General features: G+C 60.8%; 13 protein-coding genes. 7 read left to right on the top strand and 6 right to left on the bottom strand.

Annotated features, from left to right (window positions below):
- Positions 1–243 precede the first annotated feature (243 nt).
- Both QMX91_RS08670 and groL read left to right on the top strand, forming a co-directional pair.
- A complete protein-coding gene (locus QMX91_RS08670; RefSeq protein ID WP_007916610.1) occupies positions 244–537 on the top strand; it encodes a co-chaperone GroES in 294 nt (97 codons plus the stop codon).
- 51 nt (positions 538–588) lie between these two features.
- The gene (gene groL, locus QMX91_RS08665) at positions 589–2,235 is read left to right on the top strand and encodes a chaperonin GroEL (RefSeq protein WP_039765873.1); all 1,647 of its coding nucleotides are present in this window, start codon (positions 589–591) and stop codon (positions 2,233–2,235) included.
- 217 nt (positions 2,236–2,452) lie between these two features.
- Here the strand turns inward: groL and QMX91_RS08660 are convergent, their stop codons facing one another.
- Complete coding sequence (locus QMX91_RS08660; protein ID WP_210558466.1) at positions 2,453–4,402, bottom strand: LTA synthase family protein; 1,950 nt, start codon at positions 4,400–4,402, stop codon at positions 2,453–2,455.
- A gap of 203 nt (positions 4,403–4,605) precedes the next feature.
- Between QMX91_RS08660 and colR the strand changes: the two genes are divergently transcribed.
- The 5 genes from colR (at position 4,606) to QMX91_RS08635 (ending at position 8,320) form a co-directional block, all read left to right on the top strand.
- Positions 4,606–5,289, top strand: coding sequence for a two-component system response regulator ColR (gene colR / locus QMX91_RS08655; protein ID WP_007964011.1), 684 nt, complete (start codon positions 4,606–4,608; stop codon positions 5,287–5,289).
- Positions 5,279–6,562 carry a HAMP domain-containing sensor histidine kinase gene (locus QMX91_RS08650; protein ID WP_098965347.1) on the top strand — a complete coding sequence of 428 codons (1,284 nt, stop codon included), beginning with the start codon at positions 5,279–5,281 and terminating at the stop codon, positions 6,560–6,562. Before colR ends, QMX91_RS08650 begins: the two co-directional genes overlap by 11 nt.
- 141 nt (positions 6,563–6,703) lie before the next feature.
- Positions 6,704–7,372, top strand: a complete 669-nt coding sequence (locus QMX91_RS08645; protein ID WP_098965345.1) for a class I SAM-dependent methyltransferase — start codon at positions 6,704–6,706, stop codon at positions 7,370–7,372.
- A gap of 4 nt (positions 7,373–7,376) precedes the next feature.
- Complete coding sequence (locus QMX91_RS08640; protein ID WP_096795130.1) at positions 7,377–8,090, top strand: lipopolysaccharide kinase InaA family protein; 714 nt, start codon at positions 7,377–7,379, stop codon at positions 8,088–8,090.
- Positions 8,091–8,092: 2 nt separating this feature from the next.
- Positions 8,093–8,320, top strand: coding sequence for a hypothetical protein (locus tag QMX91_RS08635; RefSeq protein ID WP_025111684.1), 228 nt, complete (start codon positions 8,093–8,095; stop codon positions 8,318–8,320).
- Positions 8,321–8,959: 639 nt separating this feature from the next.
- On the opposite strand, the gene QMX91_RS08630 is transcribed toward QMX91_RS08635, so the two are convergent.
- The 5 genes from QMX91_RS08630 to QMX91_RS08610 all read right to left on the bottom strand — a co-directional run bounded on the left by QMX91_RS08630 (position 8,960) and on the right by QMX91_RS08610 (position 17,065).
- Entirely contained in the window at positions 8,960–11,986 is a 3,027-nt protein-coding gene (locus tag QMX91_RS08630; protein WP_225136153.1) for a multidrug efflux RND transporter permease subunit, read from the bottom strand.
- A 13-nt stretch (positions 11,987–11,999) separates the two neighbouring features.
- Complete coding sequence (locus QMX91_RS08625) at positions 12,000–13,148, bottom strand: efflux RND transporter periplasmic adaptor subunit (RefSeq protein ID WP_098965341.1); 1,149 nt, start codon at positions 13,146–13,148, stop codon at positions 12,000–12,002.
- 283 nt (positions 13,149–13,431) lie between these two features.
- Positions 13,432–14,532, bottom strand: a complete 1,101-nt coding sequence (locus QMX91_RS08620; RefSeq protein ID WP_282412559.1) for a DUF1513 domain-containing protein — start codon at positions 14,530–14,532, stop codon at positions 13,432–13,434.
- A 14-nt stretch (positions 14,533–14,546) separates the two neighbouring features.
- Entirely contained in the window at positions 14,547–15,611 is a 1,065-nt protein-coding gene (locus QMX91_RS08615) for an imelysin family protein (protein ID WP_096795126.1), read from the bottom strand.
- A 26-nt stretch (positions 15,612–15,637) separates the two neighbouring features.
- Positions 15,638–17,065: a di-heme oxidoredictase family protein gene (locus tag QMX91_RS08610; protein WP_223007760.1), complete on the bottom strand. Its 1,428-nt coding sequence runs from the start codon at positions 17,063–17,065 to the stop codon at positions 15,638–15,640.
- Between the last annotated feature and the right edge of the window lie 199 nt (positions 17,066–17,264).

Genomic DNA, 17,264 nt, shown 5'->3' with positions numbered 1-17,264 from the left:
GGCACCTTCGGGTGCCGTTTGTTTATGCGCGGCATTCAAGGGGCAATTGATGAAAAATTTTCTGCCCCCGCCCTTGTAATAAGCTTATGCGCCCTTATGTATCGGTCACCGAAAGGTTTCCGGCATTCAAGCCGGACAGACTTCCGCGGTTTGCTCGACGAACCGCAACCGGCGCAGGCCGGATTTGTTAAACCCGCCGGGACTACACCGGCCGATGAAAACCACAATTAGGAGAGATCGACAATGAAGCTTCGTCCTCTGCATGACCGCGTCGTCATCCGTCGCAGCGAAGAAGAAAAGAAAACCGCTGGCGGTATCGTCCTGCCAGGTTCGGCTGCTGAAAAAGCCAACCACGGTGTGATTCTCGCTGTAGGCCCGGGCAAGGCTCTGGAAAACGGTGAAGTGCGTGCACTGTCCGTGAAGGAAGGCGACAAGGTTGTGTTCGGTCCTTACTCCGGCAGCAACACTGTGAAAGTCGACGGCGAAGACCTGCTGGTAATGAGCGAGAACGAAATCCTCGCTGTTATCGAAGGCTGATACCCCCCGTTCATTTTCCCGTTACTACAAAGTATTTAAGGAATATCGATCATGGCTGCTAAAGAAGTTAAGTTCGGCGATGCCGCTCGCTCCAAGATGCTCAAAGGCGTCAACGTTCTGGCTGACGCGGTAAAAGCGACCCTGGGCCCGAAAGGCCGTAACGTGATTCTCGAGAAGAGCTTCGGCGCTCCGACCATCACCAAGGACGGCGTTTCCGTCGCCAAGGAAATCGAACTCGAAGATCGCTTCGAAAACATGGGCGCGCAGCTGGTCAAAGACGTTGCCTCCCGTGCCAACGATGACGCTGGTGACGGTACTACCACTGCGACCGTTCTGGCTCAGTCGATCGTCAACGAAGGCCTGAAAGCCGTCGCTGCCGGCATGAACCCGATGGACCTGAAGCGCGGTATCGACAAAGCGACCATCGCGATCGTCAAAGAACTGAAAGCCCTGTCCAAGCCATGCGCTGACACCAAGGCCATCGCTCAGGTAGGTACCATCTCCGCCAACTCCGACAACTCCATCGGCGACATCATTGCCGAAGCCATGGAAAAAGTCGGTAAAGAAGGCGTGATCACCGTTGAAGAAGGCTCGGGCCTGGAAAACGAACTGTCGGTTGTAGAAGGCATGCAGTTCGACCGTGGCTACCTGTCCCCGTACTTCGTCAACAAGCCGGACACCATGGTTGCCGAGCTCGACGGCCCGCTGATCCTGCTGGTCGACAAAAAGATCTCGAACATCCGCGAAATGCTGCCAGTGCTGGAAGCCGTTGCCAAAGCCGGCCGTCCACTGCTGATCGTTGCCGAAGACGTTGAAGGCGAAGCCCTGGCGACTCTGGTCGTGAACAACATGCGTGGCATCGTCAAGGTTGCAGCCGTCAAGGCTCCAGGCTTCGGCGACCGTCGCAAGGCCATGCTGCAGGACATCGCCGTTCTGACCGGCGGTACCGTGATCTCCGAAGAGATCGGCCTGAGCCTGGAAAGCACCACCCTGGAGCACCTGGGTAACGCCAAGCGCGTGACCCTGTCCAAGGAAAACACCATCATCGTTGACGGTGCTGGCGTACAAGGCGACATCGAAGCCCGTATCGCTCAGATCCGCGCCCAGGTTGCCGAGACTTCCTCGGACTACGACCGTGAAAAACTGCAAGAGCGTCTGGCCAAGCTGTCCGGCGGCGTTGCAGTGATCAAGGTTGGCGCTGGTTCCGAAGTTGAAATGAAAGAGAAGAAGGCCCGCGTTGAAGACGCCCTGCACGCAACCCGTGCAGCCGTTGAAGAAGGCGTGGTACCTGGCGGTGGCGTTGCGCTGATCCGTGCTCTGGAAGCCCTGACCGAACTGACCGGCGACAACGCTGACCAGAACGTCGGTATCGCTGTGCTGCGTCGCGCTGTTGAAGCGCCGCTGCGCCAGATCGCTGCCAACTCCGGCGACGAGCCAAGCGTAGTCGTCAACGAAGTGAAGAACGGCAAAGGTAACTTCGGTTACAACGCTGCTTCGGGCGAATACGGCGACATGATCGAAATGGGCATCCTGGACCCAACCAAGGTAACCCGTTCCGCTCTGCAAGCTGCAGCCTCGATCGGCGGTCTGATCCTGACCACCGAAGCAGCTGTTGCTGATGCACCGAAGAAAGAAGGTGCAGCTGGCGGCGGTATGCCAGACATGGGCGGCATGGGTGGCATGGGCGGCATGATGTAAGCCAGCCTTACCCCTGTAACGAAAAACCCCGCCTGCGATGAGCAGGCGGGGTTTTTTATTGCCTTCGATTTGTTGTTGGCGCTATACCGAGGTGGGGCCATCGCTGGCAAGCCAGCTCCCACAGGTTTAGCGCAATCCTTGTGGGAGCTGGCTTGCCAGCGATGGCGTCAGAGCAGTCGACACAAAGCTTGACTGACCTGACCTGAACCACCGTCGGTTACTGCTCGCTGACCTGGACAGTGCTGTCCTTCGCCGGCTTCCAGCTCAACAACTGCTGTTTGAAGCCATAACTGGCCGCCTGGTAATACGCAATGGCCCGGCTGACCAGCGGATCGTCGCTGCTGACCCGCGACTCGCGGCTTTCGGTCAGCGCATCGTCATGCCGGCGCAAGCCCTGGCGCGGGCTGAGGATCGCCAGATCCTTGCCGTCGAACAGGCCCAGGTGCTGGTAGTTGCCGACCACCACGCGCGGTGGCAGCGGGTTGTCCTGCAACAGGTTGCGACCGAAGAACGTCGAGGTGTAATCCAGGTTGAGCAAGCCCAGCAGTGTCGGCGCCAGGTCGATCTGACTGGCCAGTTGCGCGCTCTCGCGAGCTTCGATCATTTTCGGCGCGTAGATGAACAGCGGGATCTGGTAGTTGGCGATCGGCAAGTCTTCTTTACCGGCGCTGCCCGCGGTGTGGTCGGCGACGAAGATGAAGATGGTGTTGTCGAACCACGGTTTCTGCCGCGCCTGCTCCAGGAACTGACCAATCGCGTAGTCGGTGTACTTCACCGCGCCATCACGACCGTTGCCGGACTTGATGTCGATCCGGTTGTCGGGGTAGGTGTAAGGGCGATGGTTGGAGGTGGTCATCAGTTGCAGCAGAAACGGCTGCTGTTTGGCGTAGTCGGCATCCGCCAGTTTCAGGGTCTGGCGGTACAGATCTTCGTCGGCCATGCCCCAGGCGTTCTTGAAGTGGATCTCGGCTTCATCGACGCTGCTCTGATCGACCACACGATAGCCGTTGCCGCTGAAGAACGCGTTCATGTTGTCGAAGTAGCCGCGTCCGCCGTAGACGAACACGCTGTCGTAACCCACCGCGCTCAACTGCTGGCCAAGGCTGGCGAAACCGCTTTCACGGCCGATGCGCTTGACGATCGAGCGGCCTGGCGTCGGCGGGATGGCCAGGGTGATCGCTTCCAGACCGCGGTCGGTGCGGGTGCCGGTGGCGTAGAAGTTGTTGAAGTACAGACTCTGCTTGCGCAAGGCGTCGAGGTTTGGCGTCAGGTTGCGACCGTCGCCATTGCTGCCCAGGTACTTGGCGCTCAGGCTTTCGATGGTCACCAGCACAATGTTCGGCTTGCGCGGGGTGCCCGGGTTGTCGATCACCCGGCGAATGTCCTGTGGATCCTTGCCGATGAAGCGCGCGTCGCTTTCGCTCAGCTCGGCGCGGATCTGGCTGGCGACTTTTTCTGCCGGCAGGCTCTTGTAGAACTGGGTGTAGTCGAGTTCATTGTTACGGAACGCGGCGAAGAACTGATACGGGCCGTTGCTGGCCAGTTCGTTCTGGTAGGCGTTGCCGCCCTGGGCACGTGGGGCGTCCTGGCTGAGCAGTTGCAGGCTCAGACCCGCGACGATCAACAGGCCCAAGGCACTGAGCAGACGCCCGCGCAGCGCTGGCAGCGGGGCATTCATGGCAGCATTGAACGGCTTGCCCAAGGCAAAGCTGATAACCACGGCCAGTACCGCGAGGAGGCTCAGCAGTTTGCCGATCGGGTACGACTCGAGGACGTTGTTCAGCACTTCGTCGGAATACACCAGGTAATCGACGGCGATGAAGTTGAAGCGCACGCCGAACTCGTCCCAGAACAGCCATTCAGCCACCGCCACGAACAGCATGGCGAACAGGCTGATGGTCAGCAGGGCGCGCAGGAACCCGCGATGTCCACGACGCCGCCACAGGCCCGGCGGGCAGAGCAGCAGGTACAAGCCCATCGGCAATGCCGCATAGGCCAGGAAACCCAGGTCGTAGAGCGCGCCGATGCCGAACACCGACAGGGCGAAGCCGCCGGCCTCATCCAGGTGAGTCAGCAGCAGTACCGCTCGAGTCAGAAGAAAGATGACCAGCCAGGCGCCGGTGATGAGCAGCAGAAAGCGCATGGGCGCAGTCTTGAAAGGGTCCATTGTCTCGTTTTCCTTATATCAATGGCGCGCGAGTGTCACGGCGCCACTGTAATCAGGTTGTGAATCCATAGTGAAAACTTTGTTAAATATTTAATTTGGTTAGGCAAATGGATCGGCGTGCCTGCCGGCCCTAGCCCTGAAACGGCGTTGGCCTTAAGCTGCGCGGGCCATGACGGCCGTAACTGTGTACGGAGGAGATGCCAATGCGAATTCTATTGGTCGAAGACAACCGCGATATCCTGGCCAACCTGGCCGATTACCTGGGGCTCAAAGGCTATACCGTCGATTGCGCCCAGGACGGCTTGTCGGGCCTGCATCTGGCTGCCACCGAGCATTACGACCTGATCGTGCTCGATATCATGCTGCCGGGGATCGACGGCTACACCCTGTGCAAGCGCCTGCGTGAAGACGCCCGACGCGATACGCCGGTGATCATGCTCACCGCCCGCGATCAACTGGACGACCGCCTGCAGGGCTTCAAGTCCGGGGCTGATGATTACCTGGTCAAACCGTTTGCCCTGTCGGAACTGGCGGCACGCATCGAAGCCGTGATGCGTCGCACCCAGGGCGGCGGCCGTCGCGCGCTGCAGGTCGGTGACCTGACCTACGACCTCGACACGCTGGAAGTGACCCGCGAGGGCAAGCTGCTCAAGCTCAACCCGGTCGGGCTGAAGCTGCTGGCAGTCTTGATGCAGAAGAGTCCGCACGTCCTGCGTCGGGAAATTCTCGAAGAAGCGCTGTGGGGCGATGACTGCCCGGACAGCGACAGCCTGCGCAGCCACGTCCACCAATTGCGTCAGGTGATCGACAAGCCATTCGCCAAGCCGTTGCTGCAAACCGTGCACGGCGTGGGTTACCGCCTGGCCGAGGGGCGTGATGGAGTTTAAGCAAAGCCTTTCCCAGCGGATCATCATCGCCTTTGCGCTGATGAGTGCGCTGGTGGCCGGGGCCTTCGCCATGGGCATCGTGGCGACCGTGCACCTGGTGGAGGAGAAACTGATTTCGGCGGGGCTGGGCGGCGACCTGCAACGTCTGCTGCTGATGGACAACGTCTCGGACTGGAGCCATCGCCCGGAACCGGACCAGTTGTTCTATTTCAGCGGCGGACCGGGTGATTTCGAGCTGCCCAAGGATCTGCGTCACCTCGATGCGGGGTTCCACGAAGTGTTCCGCGAGCAGCTGTCGTATCACGCGATGGTCGAGATCGTCGACGGTCGCCGCTACGTGCTGCTGCAGGATCAAAGCGATTTCGAAGAGCGTGAACGCGTGCTGTTTGCCGTGGTGCTGGTGGGCTTTGTGCTCAGTCTGGCGCTGGCCGTATTCCTCGGCTGGGTGCTGGCGCGCAAGGTCATGGCGCCGGTGGTGCGCCTGGCACGGCAAGTACGGCATCGCGATCAGTTGCTCGGTCTGGCGCCGCCACTGGCGCCGGACTATGCGGCTGACGAAGTCGGCGAACTGGCGGTGGCGTTCGATGCAACGCTTGGTCGTCTGCGTCAGGCGCTGACCCGCGAGCGGCTGTTCACCAGTGACGTCAGCCACGAACTGCGCACGCCGTTAATGGTGCTGGCCAGTTCCTGCGAACTGCTGCTGGAAAATCCGGGGCTGGATCAACGCGGTCGTGCCCAGGTCGAGCGCATCGCCCGCGCCAGCGAAGAAATGCGTGAACTGGTGCAGACCTTCCTGATGCTCGCCCGCGCCCAGCGTGAAGACGCCGGTTCAGCGCCGCAGCAGAACATCAGTCAGGTGGCCGATGGCTTGTTGAGTATCTGGCGTGAACCGATCGAATCGAAAGGGCTGCGGCTGATGTTCGAGCCGGGCAATCCGCCGGACACTCGCTTCAACGCGACTCTGCTCAGCGCGGTCATGGGCAATTTGTTGCGCAACGCCTGCCACTACACCGAGCAGGGCTTCATCCGCCTGACGCTCAACGACAACGGCTTCGTCGTCGAAGACTCGGGCGTCGGCATTCCCGAGGAAAAACGTGAGGCCATGTTCCAGCCCTTCGTGCGCGGCAATGAGAAGCGCGGCGAAGGCCTGGGTCTGGGTTTGTCGCTGGTGCAGCGGATCTGTGAAAACCAGGGCTGGGAGGTGACGTTGAGCACCATGCAGCCCAATGGCTGCCGCTTTGAGGTGACGCTGGGCCGTGCTGACGGTCGCTGATGGCCCCGCGCTATTGCTTTCTCCCTGTAAAACCCTGTAATAGTTTGCCGGTTTACCTGACGTAATTTTCACAAAGGGACGACCTGACGCTGACATGCCACTACCTATGGTAGGGGCATCAGTTATTCAGGAGTCCTGAAAATGAGCAGACCGATCAAGCTCGATTTTTCCGAAAAGTATGATGACCAGCATGCACAAAAATATTTGCGCAAGCATCAGGACGGTCTCGGTCGTCGGTTGTCACATTGGCGGGACGAGCAACTGGCCCGCAAGGCGTTGACGCTGGCGGGCGAGCCGGGGCTGGTTCTGGATCTGCCGTGTGGTGCAGGGCGTTTCTGGCCGTTGCTGGCGGAAAAACCCAATCGGGTGATCATTGGCGCGGACAATTCCGAGTCTATGATCAAGACTGCGATGCAGGCGCAGCCGGCTGATGTGGTGAAACGGGTACAACCTTTGCACACGTCAGCGTTCGACATTGCCTTGCCGGATAACGCCGTCGACAGCATTTTCTGCATGCGTTTGCTGCATCACATCGGTGAAGCCGAACATCGGCGGACGATTTTGCGCGAATTCGAGCGTGTCACCCGTGACAGCGTAATCATTTCGTTGTGGGTGGACGGTAATTTCAAGGCCTGGAAACGCAAACGCGCTGAACAGCGGCGCGGGCAGGAAGGTTACCAAAACCGGTTTGTGTTACCGGCTGTGACAGTAGAAAAAGAGTTCGAAGAGGCAGGTTTTCGCATTCAGGAACAACTGGACTTCATTCCGCTCTATGCCATGTGGCGGGTTTACGTATTACGCAAGAGGTAACAGGATGGCGGTGCAAATAGCAGCAGAAACGGAAGTCGCTCCCCAAGATCGCTTCGACTACTACTGGAACCAGCGCGGTGAATGGGTGGAAGAACCCAACGTGCGCCGTGGCGGGGAAAGTGGTGTGCAACGAGTCGTGGGCCGTGACGGCCAGTTACTGTATGCCAAGCGCCAGACCGGACATATCTATCGCAGTTGGCTGCATCCCTTCGGCCGGCCGACAGTCTTGCGAGAGCTGGATGCCCTGACCGGTGTCAGCCGCCTCGGCGTACGCGTCCCGCAAATCGTCTTCTGCGGTGCGCAGCCCGATCCGCAACACAAGTGGCGTGCGCTGCTGGTGACCAAGTCGCTGGACGGTTTCGACGAACTCGAGAAGTGGGAAGCCGCCGGTGGCCGTGCCCAATATGGCGAAGCGGTTTACGAGCGCGTCCTCAAAGACCTGGCCGAAAACCTCGCGCGCATGCACAAGGGCCGTTGGCAGCACAGCTGTATCTACATCAAACACGTTTTTGTACGGGTGACCGGCGAAGGTGATTCGGCTCAGGTCGAAGTGGCATTGATCGATCTGGAGAAATGCCGTCAGCGTCTGACCGCTTATCGCGCGGCCTCCCATGACATGAAGCAATTGCGTCGCCATTCGTCGTTCAGCGACACGGACTGGAAAAAACTCGTCTACTTTTATGAGACGGCGTTTGGCAGCGCTATCAAAGGTTTATAGCGATGAAACTCGAAATTGCACGAGGTTTGTTTTTGGTTGGAGCCTTGGCAGTTGCTTCATTGGCGGTGGCGGCCTGGGAGCAGCCCCGCATGCAGGTGATCGGTGCTACCACAGGCGATGCTCACTGCGCAGTACCACGGGTGGCGAAAGCCTCCGTGGCCACTAAACCTGACCATGATCTGTTGTTGTTCATGTTCGGACTTTCTCAAGGGATGAGGCCACAGAGTTGAACCGATTGAAGCCAAAATGAAAGGCCTCGCAGATGCGAGGCCTTTTTTATTGCGCGTGTTCCAGGGATCACACCATTCCCCTGTGGGATCGGCGATGGATGGCAGGTTTGTGGCTGGCCGCGATCAAGGGTGGGAGTGGGCTTGCTCACGAAGGGGCCGGCACATTCAGCATTGCTGTTGACTGACCTGGCGCTTTCGCGAGCAAGCCCGCTCCCACAGGGGACTGTGGTGGATGAAGGATTGGGGGGGCTTGCCGCGATCAAGGGTGGGAGTGGGCTTGCTCACGAAGGGGCCGGCACATTCAGCATTGCTGTTGACTGACCCGACGCTTTCGCGAGCAAGCCCGCTCCCACAGGGGACTGTGGTGGATGAAGGATTGGGGGGCTTGCCGCGATCAAGGGTGGGAGTGGGCTTGCTCACGAAGAGGCCGGCACATTCAGCATGGCTGTTGACTGACCTGACGCTTTCGCGAGCAAGCCCGCTGCCACAGGGGACTGTGGTGGATGAAGGATTGGGGGGGCTGGCCGCGATCAAGGGTGGGAGTGGGCTTGCTCACGAAGGGGCCGGCACATTCAGCATTGCTGTTGACTGACCTGACGCTTTCGCGAGCAAGCCCGCTCCCACAAGGGTAAATCGCTGTTATTTCGGATCGGGTTTCGCCAATAGGGTGTAGATGCACGGCAGCACAAACAGGGTAAACAGGGTGCCGATCGACATCCCCGTTGCAATCACGGTGCCGATATCAAACCGGCTCACGGCGCCCGCACCGGTCGCCAGAATCAACGGCACCATGCCGAACACCATCGCCGCCGTGGTCATCAACACCGGGCGCAAGCGGATTGCCGCCGCTTCCTCGACCGCTTCGCGCGCGGTCAGGCCCTTGTCCTTGCGCAGCTGGTTGGCGAACTCGACGATCAGGATCCCGTGCTTGCTGATCAGCCCGATCAGGGTCACCAGTCCGACCTGGGTGTAGATGTTCATGCTCGACCAGCCAAGGAACAGCGGAATCAACGCACCACAGATCGACAGCGGCACCGTCACCAGAATCACCAGCGGATCACGGAAGCTCTCGAACTGCGCCGCCAGCACCAGGAAAATGATCGCCAGCGCCAGGGCGAAGGTTACCCACAGAGCGCTGCCTTCCTGCACGTACTGGCGCGAGGCGCCGCCATAGTCGAAGGCAAACCCGGCAGGCGCTTCTTCCCGGGCGATCTGCAGCACGGTGTCGATGGCCTCGCCCATGCTGACCAACGGGAATCCGGAAATCTTCGCCGCGTTGAGTTGCTGGAACTGGTTGAGCTGGCGCGGTCGCGCCCGGTCGCTGACCTTGATCAGCGTCGACAGCGGCAGCAGCTCGCCCTGGGTGTTCTTCACGTAGTAGTTGTTCAGCCAGCCAGGGTTTTCGCGGTACGGTCGTTCGACCTGGGCAATCACTTTGTAACTGCGGCCTTCGATGGTGAAACGGTTGATTTCCGCCTCACCCAGCAGCGTCGCCAGGGTGCCGCCCAGATCCTGCATCGACACGCCCATCTGCGCGGCTTTGGCACGGTCGATATCGACGACCACTTCCGGCTTGTCGAACGCCAGATCGAGGTCGACGAAGGCGAACTTGCCCGACTCCATCGCACGTTTCTTGATCCGGTCGGCCACTTGCAGCAGCAATTCGTAGTCGTTGGCGGTATTGACCACGAATTCGAACGGCAAACCTTCACCGGTGCCAGGCAGGGAGGGCAGGTTGAAGCCGAAAATCTGCAGGCCGGGGATACTCGCCAGTTTGCCTTGGACCTCGGGCAGGATCTGCATCTGCGTGCGGCTGCGCTCGTTCCATGGCTTGAGCAGGAAGCCGCCGATGCCCGCTTGCACACCGTTGTAGCCGTTGATCTGAAACGAGGAGTAGTACTCCGGAAACTCCTTGAAGATCTTGATGAATTCGTCGGTGTAAGTGCTCAGGTAATCGAGGTTGGTCGGCTGGGGGGCCGTGGCCATCATGAAGATGATGCCCTGATCCTCGTCCGGCGCCAGTTCCGACTTGGTGAACTTGAGAAACACCGGGATCAGGCACAACACGATCACCGCGAACACCAGCACCACCGGCCGCGTATTCAGTGTGCCGTGGAGCATGCTCTGGTAGCGGCGTTTGAGGCTGTCGAAAATGCGGTCGAGGCGGTGTGCCAGGCCACTGGGGTTTTCTTCGTGGCGTAACAGCAGGGCGCACATCATCGGCGACAGGGTCAGGGCGACGATCCCGGAGATCACCACGGCGCCGGCCAGGGTCAGGGCGAACTCCTTGAACAAGGCCCCGGTCAGCCCGGTGAGGAAGCCGATCGGCGCATACACCGCCGCCAGGGTGATGGTCATCGACACCACCGGCATGGCGATTTCCCGCGCACCTTCCAGCGCGGCCTCCAGCGGCGTCTTGCCTTCCTCGATATGCCGGTGGATGTTCTCCACCACCACAATCGCGTCATCCACCACCAGACCGATGGCCAGCACCATCGCCAGCAGGGTCAGCAGGTTGATCGAGTAGCCCATCATCTGCATGAAGAACATCACGCCGATCATCGACAGCGGGATGGTCACCACCGGGATCACCACCGAGCGCAACGCGCCGAGGAACAGGAACACCACCACAATCACGATCAGCACCGCTTCGAACAGGGTTTTCACCACTTCGTCGATCGAGGCCTGGATGAACTGGGTGGCGTCGTAGGCAATCTCGCTCTTGAGGTTGGGCGGCAATTGCGCTTCCAGCTCCGGCATCAGCTTGCGCACTTCCCGGATCACGTCCAGCGGGTTGGCGCCCGGCGTGGCCTTGATGCCGATGTACACCGACGGCGTGCCGCCGAACGAGCTGATCGAGTCGTAGTTTTCCGCGCCCATCTCGACCCGCGCGACATCGCTGAGCAGCACGCGGCTGTCGCCACTGACCTTGAGCGGAATCGCCGCGAAGGCTTCGGCGGATTTCAGTTCGGTGTTGGCGTTGATGCTGGTGACCACGTACTCGCCCTTCACCTCGCCAGCGGCGGAGAGGAAGTTGTACTGGCGCACGGCGTTGGTCACGTCGCTGGCGCTGAGGCCGAAACCGGCGAGCTTCACCGGGTCGAGCCACAGGCGCATGGCGAATACCTGATTACCGAGAATCTCCGCCTCGGCCATGCCCGGCAGGGTCGCCAGTTTCGGCTGGATCACCCGCGACAGGTAGTCGGTGATCTGCGGGTTGCTCAAGTCCTTGCTGAAGAAACTGATGTACATCAGCGCCGAGGCGTCGGCCGATTCCTTGCTCAGCACCGGGTCTTCGGCGTCCTGCGGCAGTTTGTTCTTCACCTCATTGGCCTTGGCCAGCAGTTCGGTGAACAGACGGTCGGTGTTGGAACCGATGCGCGCGTAGATCGAGATCACCGAGAAGTTCTGGCGGCTGACCGAGGTCATGTAGTCGATGCCTTCGGCGCTCGCCAGGCTCTGTTGCATCGGTTGAGTGATGTAGCCCTGAATGGTCTCGGCGTTGGCCCCGGGGTAGGCAGTGGTCACCGTGATCAGGGCGTTTTCCATTTGCGGGTACTGGCGCAGCGGCAGCTTGCTCCAGGCCTGGAAACCCAGCAGCACAATCAGCAGGCTGACCACGGTGGCGAGCACCGGGCGGCGGATGAACGGATCGGTAAAAGCCATGGGGATTCCTTGATCAGTCGGCGCGAGGCGGACTGTTCTGCTCGCCGAGGGTCTTGTCGTCGCTGATGACAATGTGTGCGCCGTTGTCCAGTTTGATCTGGCCGGCAGTCACCACTTGTTCGCCGCTCTGCACGCCCTTGTTGATCATCACCAGGCCATCGCGGCGCTCACCGGTCTCGATGAAGCGACGTTCGGCGATCAGTACCGGTTGGCCCTTGTCGTCTTTTTCGACGCTCCCGTCCTCGGCCTTTTTCTGCCCGACCACGTACAGCGAGTTGCCGTAGAGGGTGTAGGTGATCGCGCTTTCCGGCACCACGATGTGTTTCTGCGGATCGGGCAGCAACACGTTGAGGCTGGCGAACATCCCCGGCAGCAATTTGCCGTCGGGGTTGGCCAGGGTCGCGCGCACCAGAATATTGCGTGTGGTGCTCTCGACAATCGGGTTGATCGCGCTGATGGCGCCGGGGAAGTTCTGCCCGGGATAGGCCGCGACACCAATCTGCACCGGTTGCCCGATGGCCAGTTTTGGCACCGATTGCTCGGGCACATAGAAGTCGGCGTAGAGGCTGCTCAGATCCTGCAGGGTGGCGATTTTGGTGCCGCTGGCGAGGTAGTCGCCGACATCCACCTGACGGATGCCGATGGTGCCGCTGAATGGCGCGAGGATGCGTTTTTTCGCCAGCGAAGCGTTGAGCTGATTGACCGTGGCCTTGTTCTTTTGCAACACGGCGGAGAGACGGTCGTACTCGCCTTTGGAGATCGCGCGGCTGTCGACCAGTTGGCTGCCGCGACCGAAATCCAGTTGCGCCAGTCCCAGGTCAGCCTTGGCGGTTTCCAGCAGGGCGGTCTCGACCGCGCTGTCGAGCTGCAGCAGCGGTTGCCCGGCCTTGACCTTCTGTCCGGATTCGAATTTGAGTTCGGTGACGGTGCCGGCGACTTCCAGACTCAGCTCGACGCCTTGCAAGGCCTTCAGCGAGCCGACGGTGGGCAAACGCATCTGCCACGGCTGTTCGCTGGCGCGGGCCACCGCGACACTGATCGGCGGTTTTGGTTTGGAGAAGCCCTGGATCATGGTGTAGATCGAAAAGGCTTTGTACCCGCCCAATACCAGGACGACCAGCAAGACAACACCCAACATGATCAGCATGCGGCGACGCAGCATATTTCCAGTTCCTTGGATAAATCAGGTGAGACAGGCGGGCACATTACTCCGAGTCAGGTGGGGATTCCAACTGGCAGTTATTACAGGGGAGGACGGAGTGAGGAAGTCTAAACACTGAACCTGTGGTGAGGGGATTTATCCCCGATGGGTGGCGAAGCCGCCCCAAAACCTGAAACCGCGGTCTGTCAATTGAACCGTGTGCGATGGTTTTGCGACTGCTGCGCAGCCGATCGGAGATAAATCCCCTCGCCACAGGTTATGAGTCGTACTCAGAACAGGTGGGTTATGCGATCAAATGCAGATGGTTATCCCAGAGCCCCGCCGGCAATTCCAGCGGCTTGGCCAGCAGCTCATCCTGGCGGCAATCGTAGTAGCGGCAACGGCCCTGACCCGAGGTCACGACGAAGCCGTCCTGCACCGCACCAACACCGGCGCAATCGGGCAGCGGCGCGTCGAGACGCACTTCGCCGCTGTCCAGGTCCCAGATGAAGAAGCGATTGCCACGCGGCGCGGTCAGCGCCACCAACCGCAGATCGCTGTGCACTGCGACGCTGGCGGTGTAATGACCCATCGACTGCAACTGATGCTCTGGCACCGGGAATGCCACGAAGGGCTGGCCCGGACGCTTGATCGCCAACAGCTCGGAGCGCTCATGCGAGGCGCCCATGAACTGCTGGCCGGCGACGATGGTGCCGTCGCTGGCAATGCCCAAGTGACGCACGCTGTTCATCTGCTGGGAAAGGGTTTCCTTGCTCAGCAGGGTGCCATCGCGCTGCATCAGCACCAGGCTCGGTTCCATGGCGTTGAGGTTCATGTCGACGCGGCTTTCGGCCTCGGTGCGGATCCCGCCGTTGGCCACCACCAGGGTTTCGCCATCGGGCATCCACGACACCTGATGCGGGCCGAGGCCATGGGTGGAAATCTCGCCGCTGTGCACCAGCCGCTCGCCTTCGAACTTGTACACCCCGAGCAGGCCACGCCCCGGATCCGTGGTGTCGTTCTCGGTGGCGTACAGGTATTCGCCGTCCTTGTGCACCACGGCGTGGCCGTAGAAATGCCGGTTCGGCTGAGAAGTCACGGTTTGCAGCAACGTCCCGTCGCGCAGATCGATCAGGTAGCTCTCGGTGCCCGGGCGGCGGGCGACGAACAGCGCGATCGGCAGCGTCGGGTGGTTGATGATGTCGTGGCAGCGCTGGCCGACCTCGGTGGCGAACACCCGCGTACCGTCCAGCCGATAACCGACGGCGTAATGCTTGCCGTCGGTGTCATCGCGCGCCGAGAGCAACAGCGGGCTCTGATCCTTGCGCTTGAACAGCGTCCAGCCGCCCAGTGTCACTGCTCCCAGCAGCAAACTACCTAAAGTCAGAGCCTGGCGTCGCAGCATGGCACTTGCCCTCATCAGTCACCGTCGTTGGCGTTGAAGCCCAGTTGGATGCCCAGCGCCTTGGCCAGTTCGCCTTCGTGCAGGCGATGGACGACGTTGAGGCTGTCGTAGAGATCGTTGAGTTGTTGACGACCGGCGTCGTCCTGGAGCATTTCGGTCAGCGAGCGCTGGCTGCTGTCGAACAGTTTCAGCGACGCGGCGTAAGCGGCGTCGATCTTGTCCGCCAACGGTTTCTGCTCGGCCGGCAGCAGACCGCGCAGGCCTTTGTTGTCGACGCCTTCCCAGACGGTTTTGGCTGCAGCGAGGCTGGCTTCCAGCGCGGTCAGCGACGACTGGCTGCGCCACGCATCAGCCTGGAACGGTTGCGGCACGCCTTTGCTCTGACGGCCCATTGGTGTGCCGAGTTTTTTCTTCAGGGTGTCGAGGGCGGTGACCTGCACACGCAGCAGATCGGCGATCGCTTCGTGGGAGTCGGCGTAGCGCTGGTTGGGGAACTTGCTCATTTGCGCGAGCATGCCGTCGGTGTTGTTCCAGCTCTGCAGAATCTCTTCGGCCAGTTGCTTCTGGCGCTCGCCGATGGCGATCAACAGTGGGCAGTACTTGGCTTTCTGCTCGGCGTTGGCGACGTCCGGTTTTTCATCGAACAGGATGTATTCGTAAGCCGACAGGCCCTGCACCACCACGCTGGATTTGGCCAGAGCGGCGGCGTCGATCTGCGGCTGGGCGACCACCAGTTGCTCGACCTGACGACCAACGAGGTTTTTCTTGTCCGGCCAGAACTGCACCTGCCACGAACGGTTGCCCTCGGCCAATGGGCCGATCAGCAGCGGTTGCAGCTCGGCCCAGGCTTTCTGCGCGTGCAGGAAGTCGGCGCGAGCGGTTTCCAGGGTTTCCTTGCCCTGACAGTAGGCGAGGGCGCTCACGGCCAGTTGCTTGTCGGCTTCGACCCAACGGGTGTAAGTCGGCAGGATCACCGATTTGGCGATGGCTGCCGACGTGACCGCTTGCGGGTCCTGCGGCGAGCAGGCGCCGAGGGCGAGTGCGGCAAGGCTGGTGAACAACAACTTGGGACGGAACATGTCGGGCTCCCGATTCTTTTAAGTGTTTAAAGTGAGTTCAAGAACGCCAGCAGCGCAGCACGCTGCTCGGCGTTGAAAGACAAAACCTGTTGCTGCGCCTGCTGCGCTTCGCCGCCATGCCAGAGCACGGCTTCGAGCAGGTTGCGGGCGCGGCCGTCATGCAGAAACTGAGTGTGACCACTGACCGCTTGCGTCAGGCCGATCCCCCACAACGGCGGGGTGCGCCAGTCGCGGCCGGAGGCCTTGAATTCAGTGCGGTTGTCGGCCAGACCGTCGCCCATGTCGTGCAGCAGCAGGTCGCTGTACGGGCGAATCACTTGATTGGCCAGTTCAGGTTCGGCGGCGTTGGCGGCGGTGGTGTATTTCGGTGTGTGGCAGGACTGGCAGCCAGCCTGGAAGAACAGGTTTTTGCCGGCCAGCACTTGTTGGTCGTTGACGCCACGACGTGCCGGCACTGCGAGGTTGCGTGTGTAGAACAGCACCAGACGCAGGATGTTGTCGCTGACTTCCGGCTCGCCGTCCGGGCCATTGCCATTCGGCGCCTGCTTGCACGCGGTTTGCGCGTCGGTGCAGTCATCGAAGGGTCTCAGGCTGGTGGTCAGGCCCATGTCCCCGGAAAACGCGTGGACATTCTGCTGATTGAGATTCGGTTGTCCGGCTTTCCAGCCAAAACGGCCGGCCACGGTTTTCTGTAACTCATCGTCCCAGACCCGATTTACGCGACCCTTAATGCCGTTGTTCTCTTTGGCCTGCGCGGCGGCGTTGGCGAGGATCGCTTCTTCGGGAATGGCTTCGAGCAGGCCGAGGCCGATCATCGGCGGTGCGACGCGGGCCGAGAAACGCGTGTCCGGGTGCATCGGGCCGTAGCCCAACTGAGTGAATTGCAGAACCGGTTTGCGCAGCTCGACTTCGGTGCCGTCCTTGAAACGGATCGGCACCGGGGTGTACTCGACGCGCACCTTGCCTTCCGGGGTGACCCCGGGCACGGCCATGTCCTGGAACTGGCCGCCGTAGACCGGCTCGGGCACCACGCCGACTTGCTCGATGACTTTGGCATAGGCCGGCGAATCGGGAATCGACAGACGCACCAGCATCGACACCGCGTTCGCCGCATCCGGCGTTGGCGGATGTCCACGACCATCCTTGATGTGGCAGTTCTGGCAGGCGTTGGTGTTGAACAGCGGGCCGAGGCCATCGCGGGCGGTGGTGGTCGACGGGGCGATCACCCACGGACTGCGGAAAAAGCTGTTGCCGACACTGAAGTCGACCCGGCGCGACGGCGGCAGATTGGCCGAGGGCAGGGAGAAAGCGTTCTGATCGGTCTTGCGCACGGTCGCCGCCCCGCCCGAACGCGCTTCACCCGGCTCAGCCTTGGTAAAACGCGGGGCGTCATCGCAGGCACTCAGGCCCAGGGCCAGAAACAGTGCGGACAAGCGAAGCGGCAGCGAGGGCATCAGACATCCTGCGGACGGGCGAAAACAAAGGCGCAAAGTCTAACAGGGCGAGTGAGTTTGAATAAGAGGAATTATCGTTTGCTTGATATGGCGCAGTGATTTGGAGAAACGCAGTCCGCCTGTGGGAGCGGGCTTGCTCGCGAAAGCGGTGTGTCAGTCAATTCATCTGTGTCTGACCCAGCGCTTTCGCGAGCAAGCC

The sequence above is a fragment of the Pseudomonas sp. PS01299 genome (assembly GCF_029960145.1).
Taxonomy (GTDB): domain Bacteria; phylum Pseudomonadota; class Gammaproteobacteria; order Pseudomonadales; family Pseudomonadaceae; genus Aquipseudomonas; species Aquipseudomonas putida_A.
This window is presented reverse-complemented; position numbering and strand designations above follow the sequence as displayed.

Bases quoted from the DNA above. Each gene is read 5' to 3' on its own strand.
- QMX91_RS08670 (WP_007916610.1), top strand. From the start codon at position 244: ATGAAGCTTCGTCCTCTGCATGACCGCGTCGTCATCCGTCGCAGCGAA.
- groL (WP_039765873.1), top strand. From the start codon at position 589: ATGGCTGCTAAAGAAGTTAAGTTCGGCGATGCCGCTCGCTCCAAGATG.
- QMX91_RS08660 (WP_210558466.1), bottom strand. From the start codon at position 4,402: ATGGACCCTTTCAAGACTGCGCCCATGCGCTTTCTGCTGCTCATCACC.
- colR (WP_007964011.1), top strand. From the start codon at position 4,606: ATGCGAATTCTATTGGTCGAAGACAACCGCGATATCCTGGCCAACCTG.
- QMX91_RS08650 (WP_098965347.1), top strand. From the start codon at position 5,279: ATGGAGTTTAAGCAAAGCCTTTCCCAGCGGATCATCATCGCCTTTGCG.
- QMX91_RS08645 (WP_098965345.1), top strand. From the start codon at position 6,704: ATGAGCAGACCGATCAAGCTCGATTTTTCCGAAAAGTATGATGACCAG.
- QMX91_RS08640 (WP_096795130.1), top strand. From the start codon at position 7,377: ATGGCGGTGCAAATAGCAGCAGAAACGGAAGTCGCTCCCCAAGATCGC.
- QMX91_RS08635 (WP_025111684.1), top strand. From the start codon at position 8,093: ATGAAACTCGAAATTGCACGAGGTTTGTTTTTGGTTGGAGCCTTGGCA.
- QMX91_RS08630 (WP_225136153.1), bottom strand. From the start codon at position 11,986: ATGGCTTTTACCGATCCGTTCATCCGCCGCCCGGTGCTCGCCACCGTG.
- QMX91_RS08625 (WP_098965341.1), bottom strand. From the start codon at position 13,148: ATGCTGCGTCGCCGCATGCTGATCATGTTGGGTGTTGTCTTGCTGGTC.
- QMX91_RS08620 (WP_282412559.1), bottom strand. From the start codon at position 14,532: ATGCTGCGACGCCAGGCTCTGACTTTAGGTAGTTTGCTGCTGGGAGCA.
- QMX91_RS08615 (WP_096795126.1), bottom strand. From the start codon at position 15,611: ATGTTCCGTCCCAAGTTGTTGTTCACCAGCCTTGCCGCACTCGCCCTC.
- QMX91_RS08610 (WP_223007760.1), bottom strand. From the start codon at position 17,065: ATGCCCTCGCTGCCGCTTCGCTTGTCCGCACTGTTTCTGGCCCTGGGC.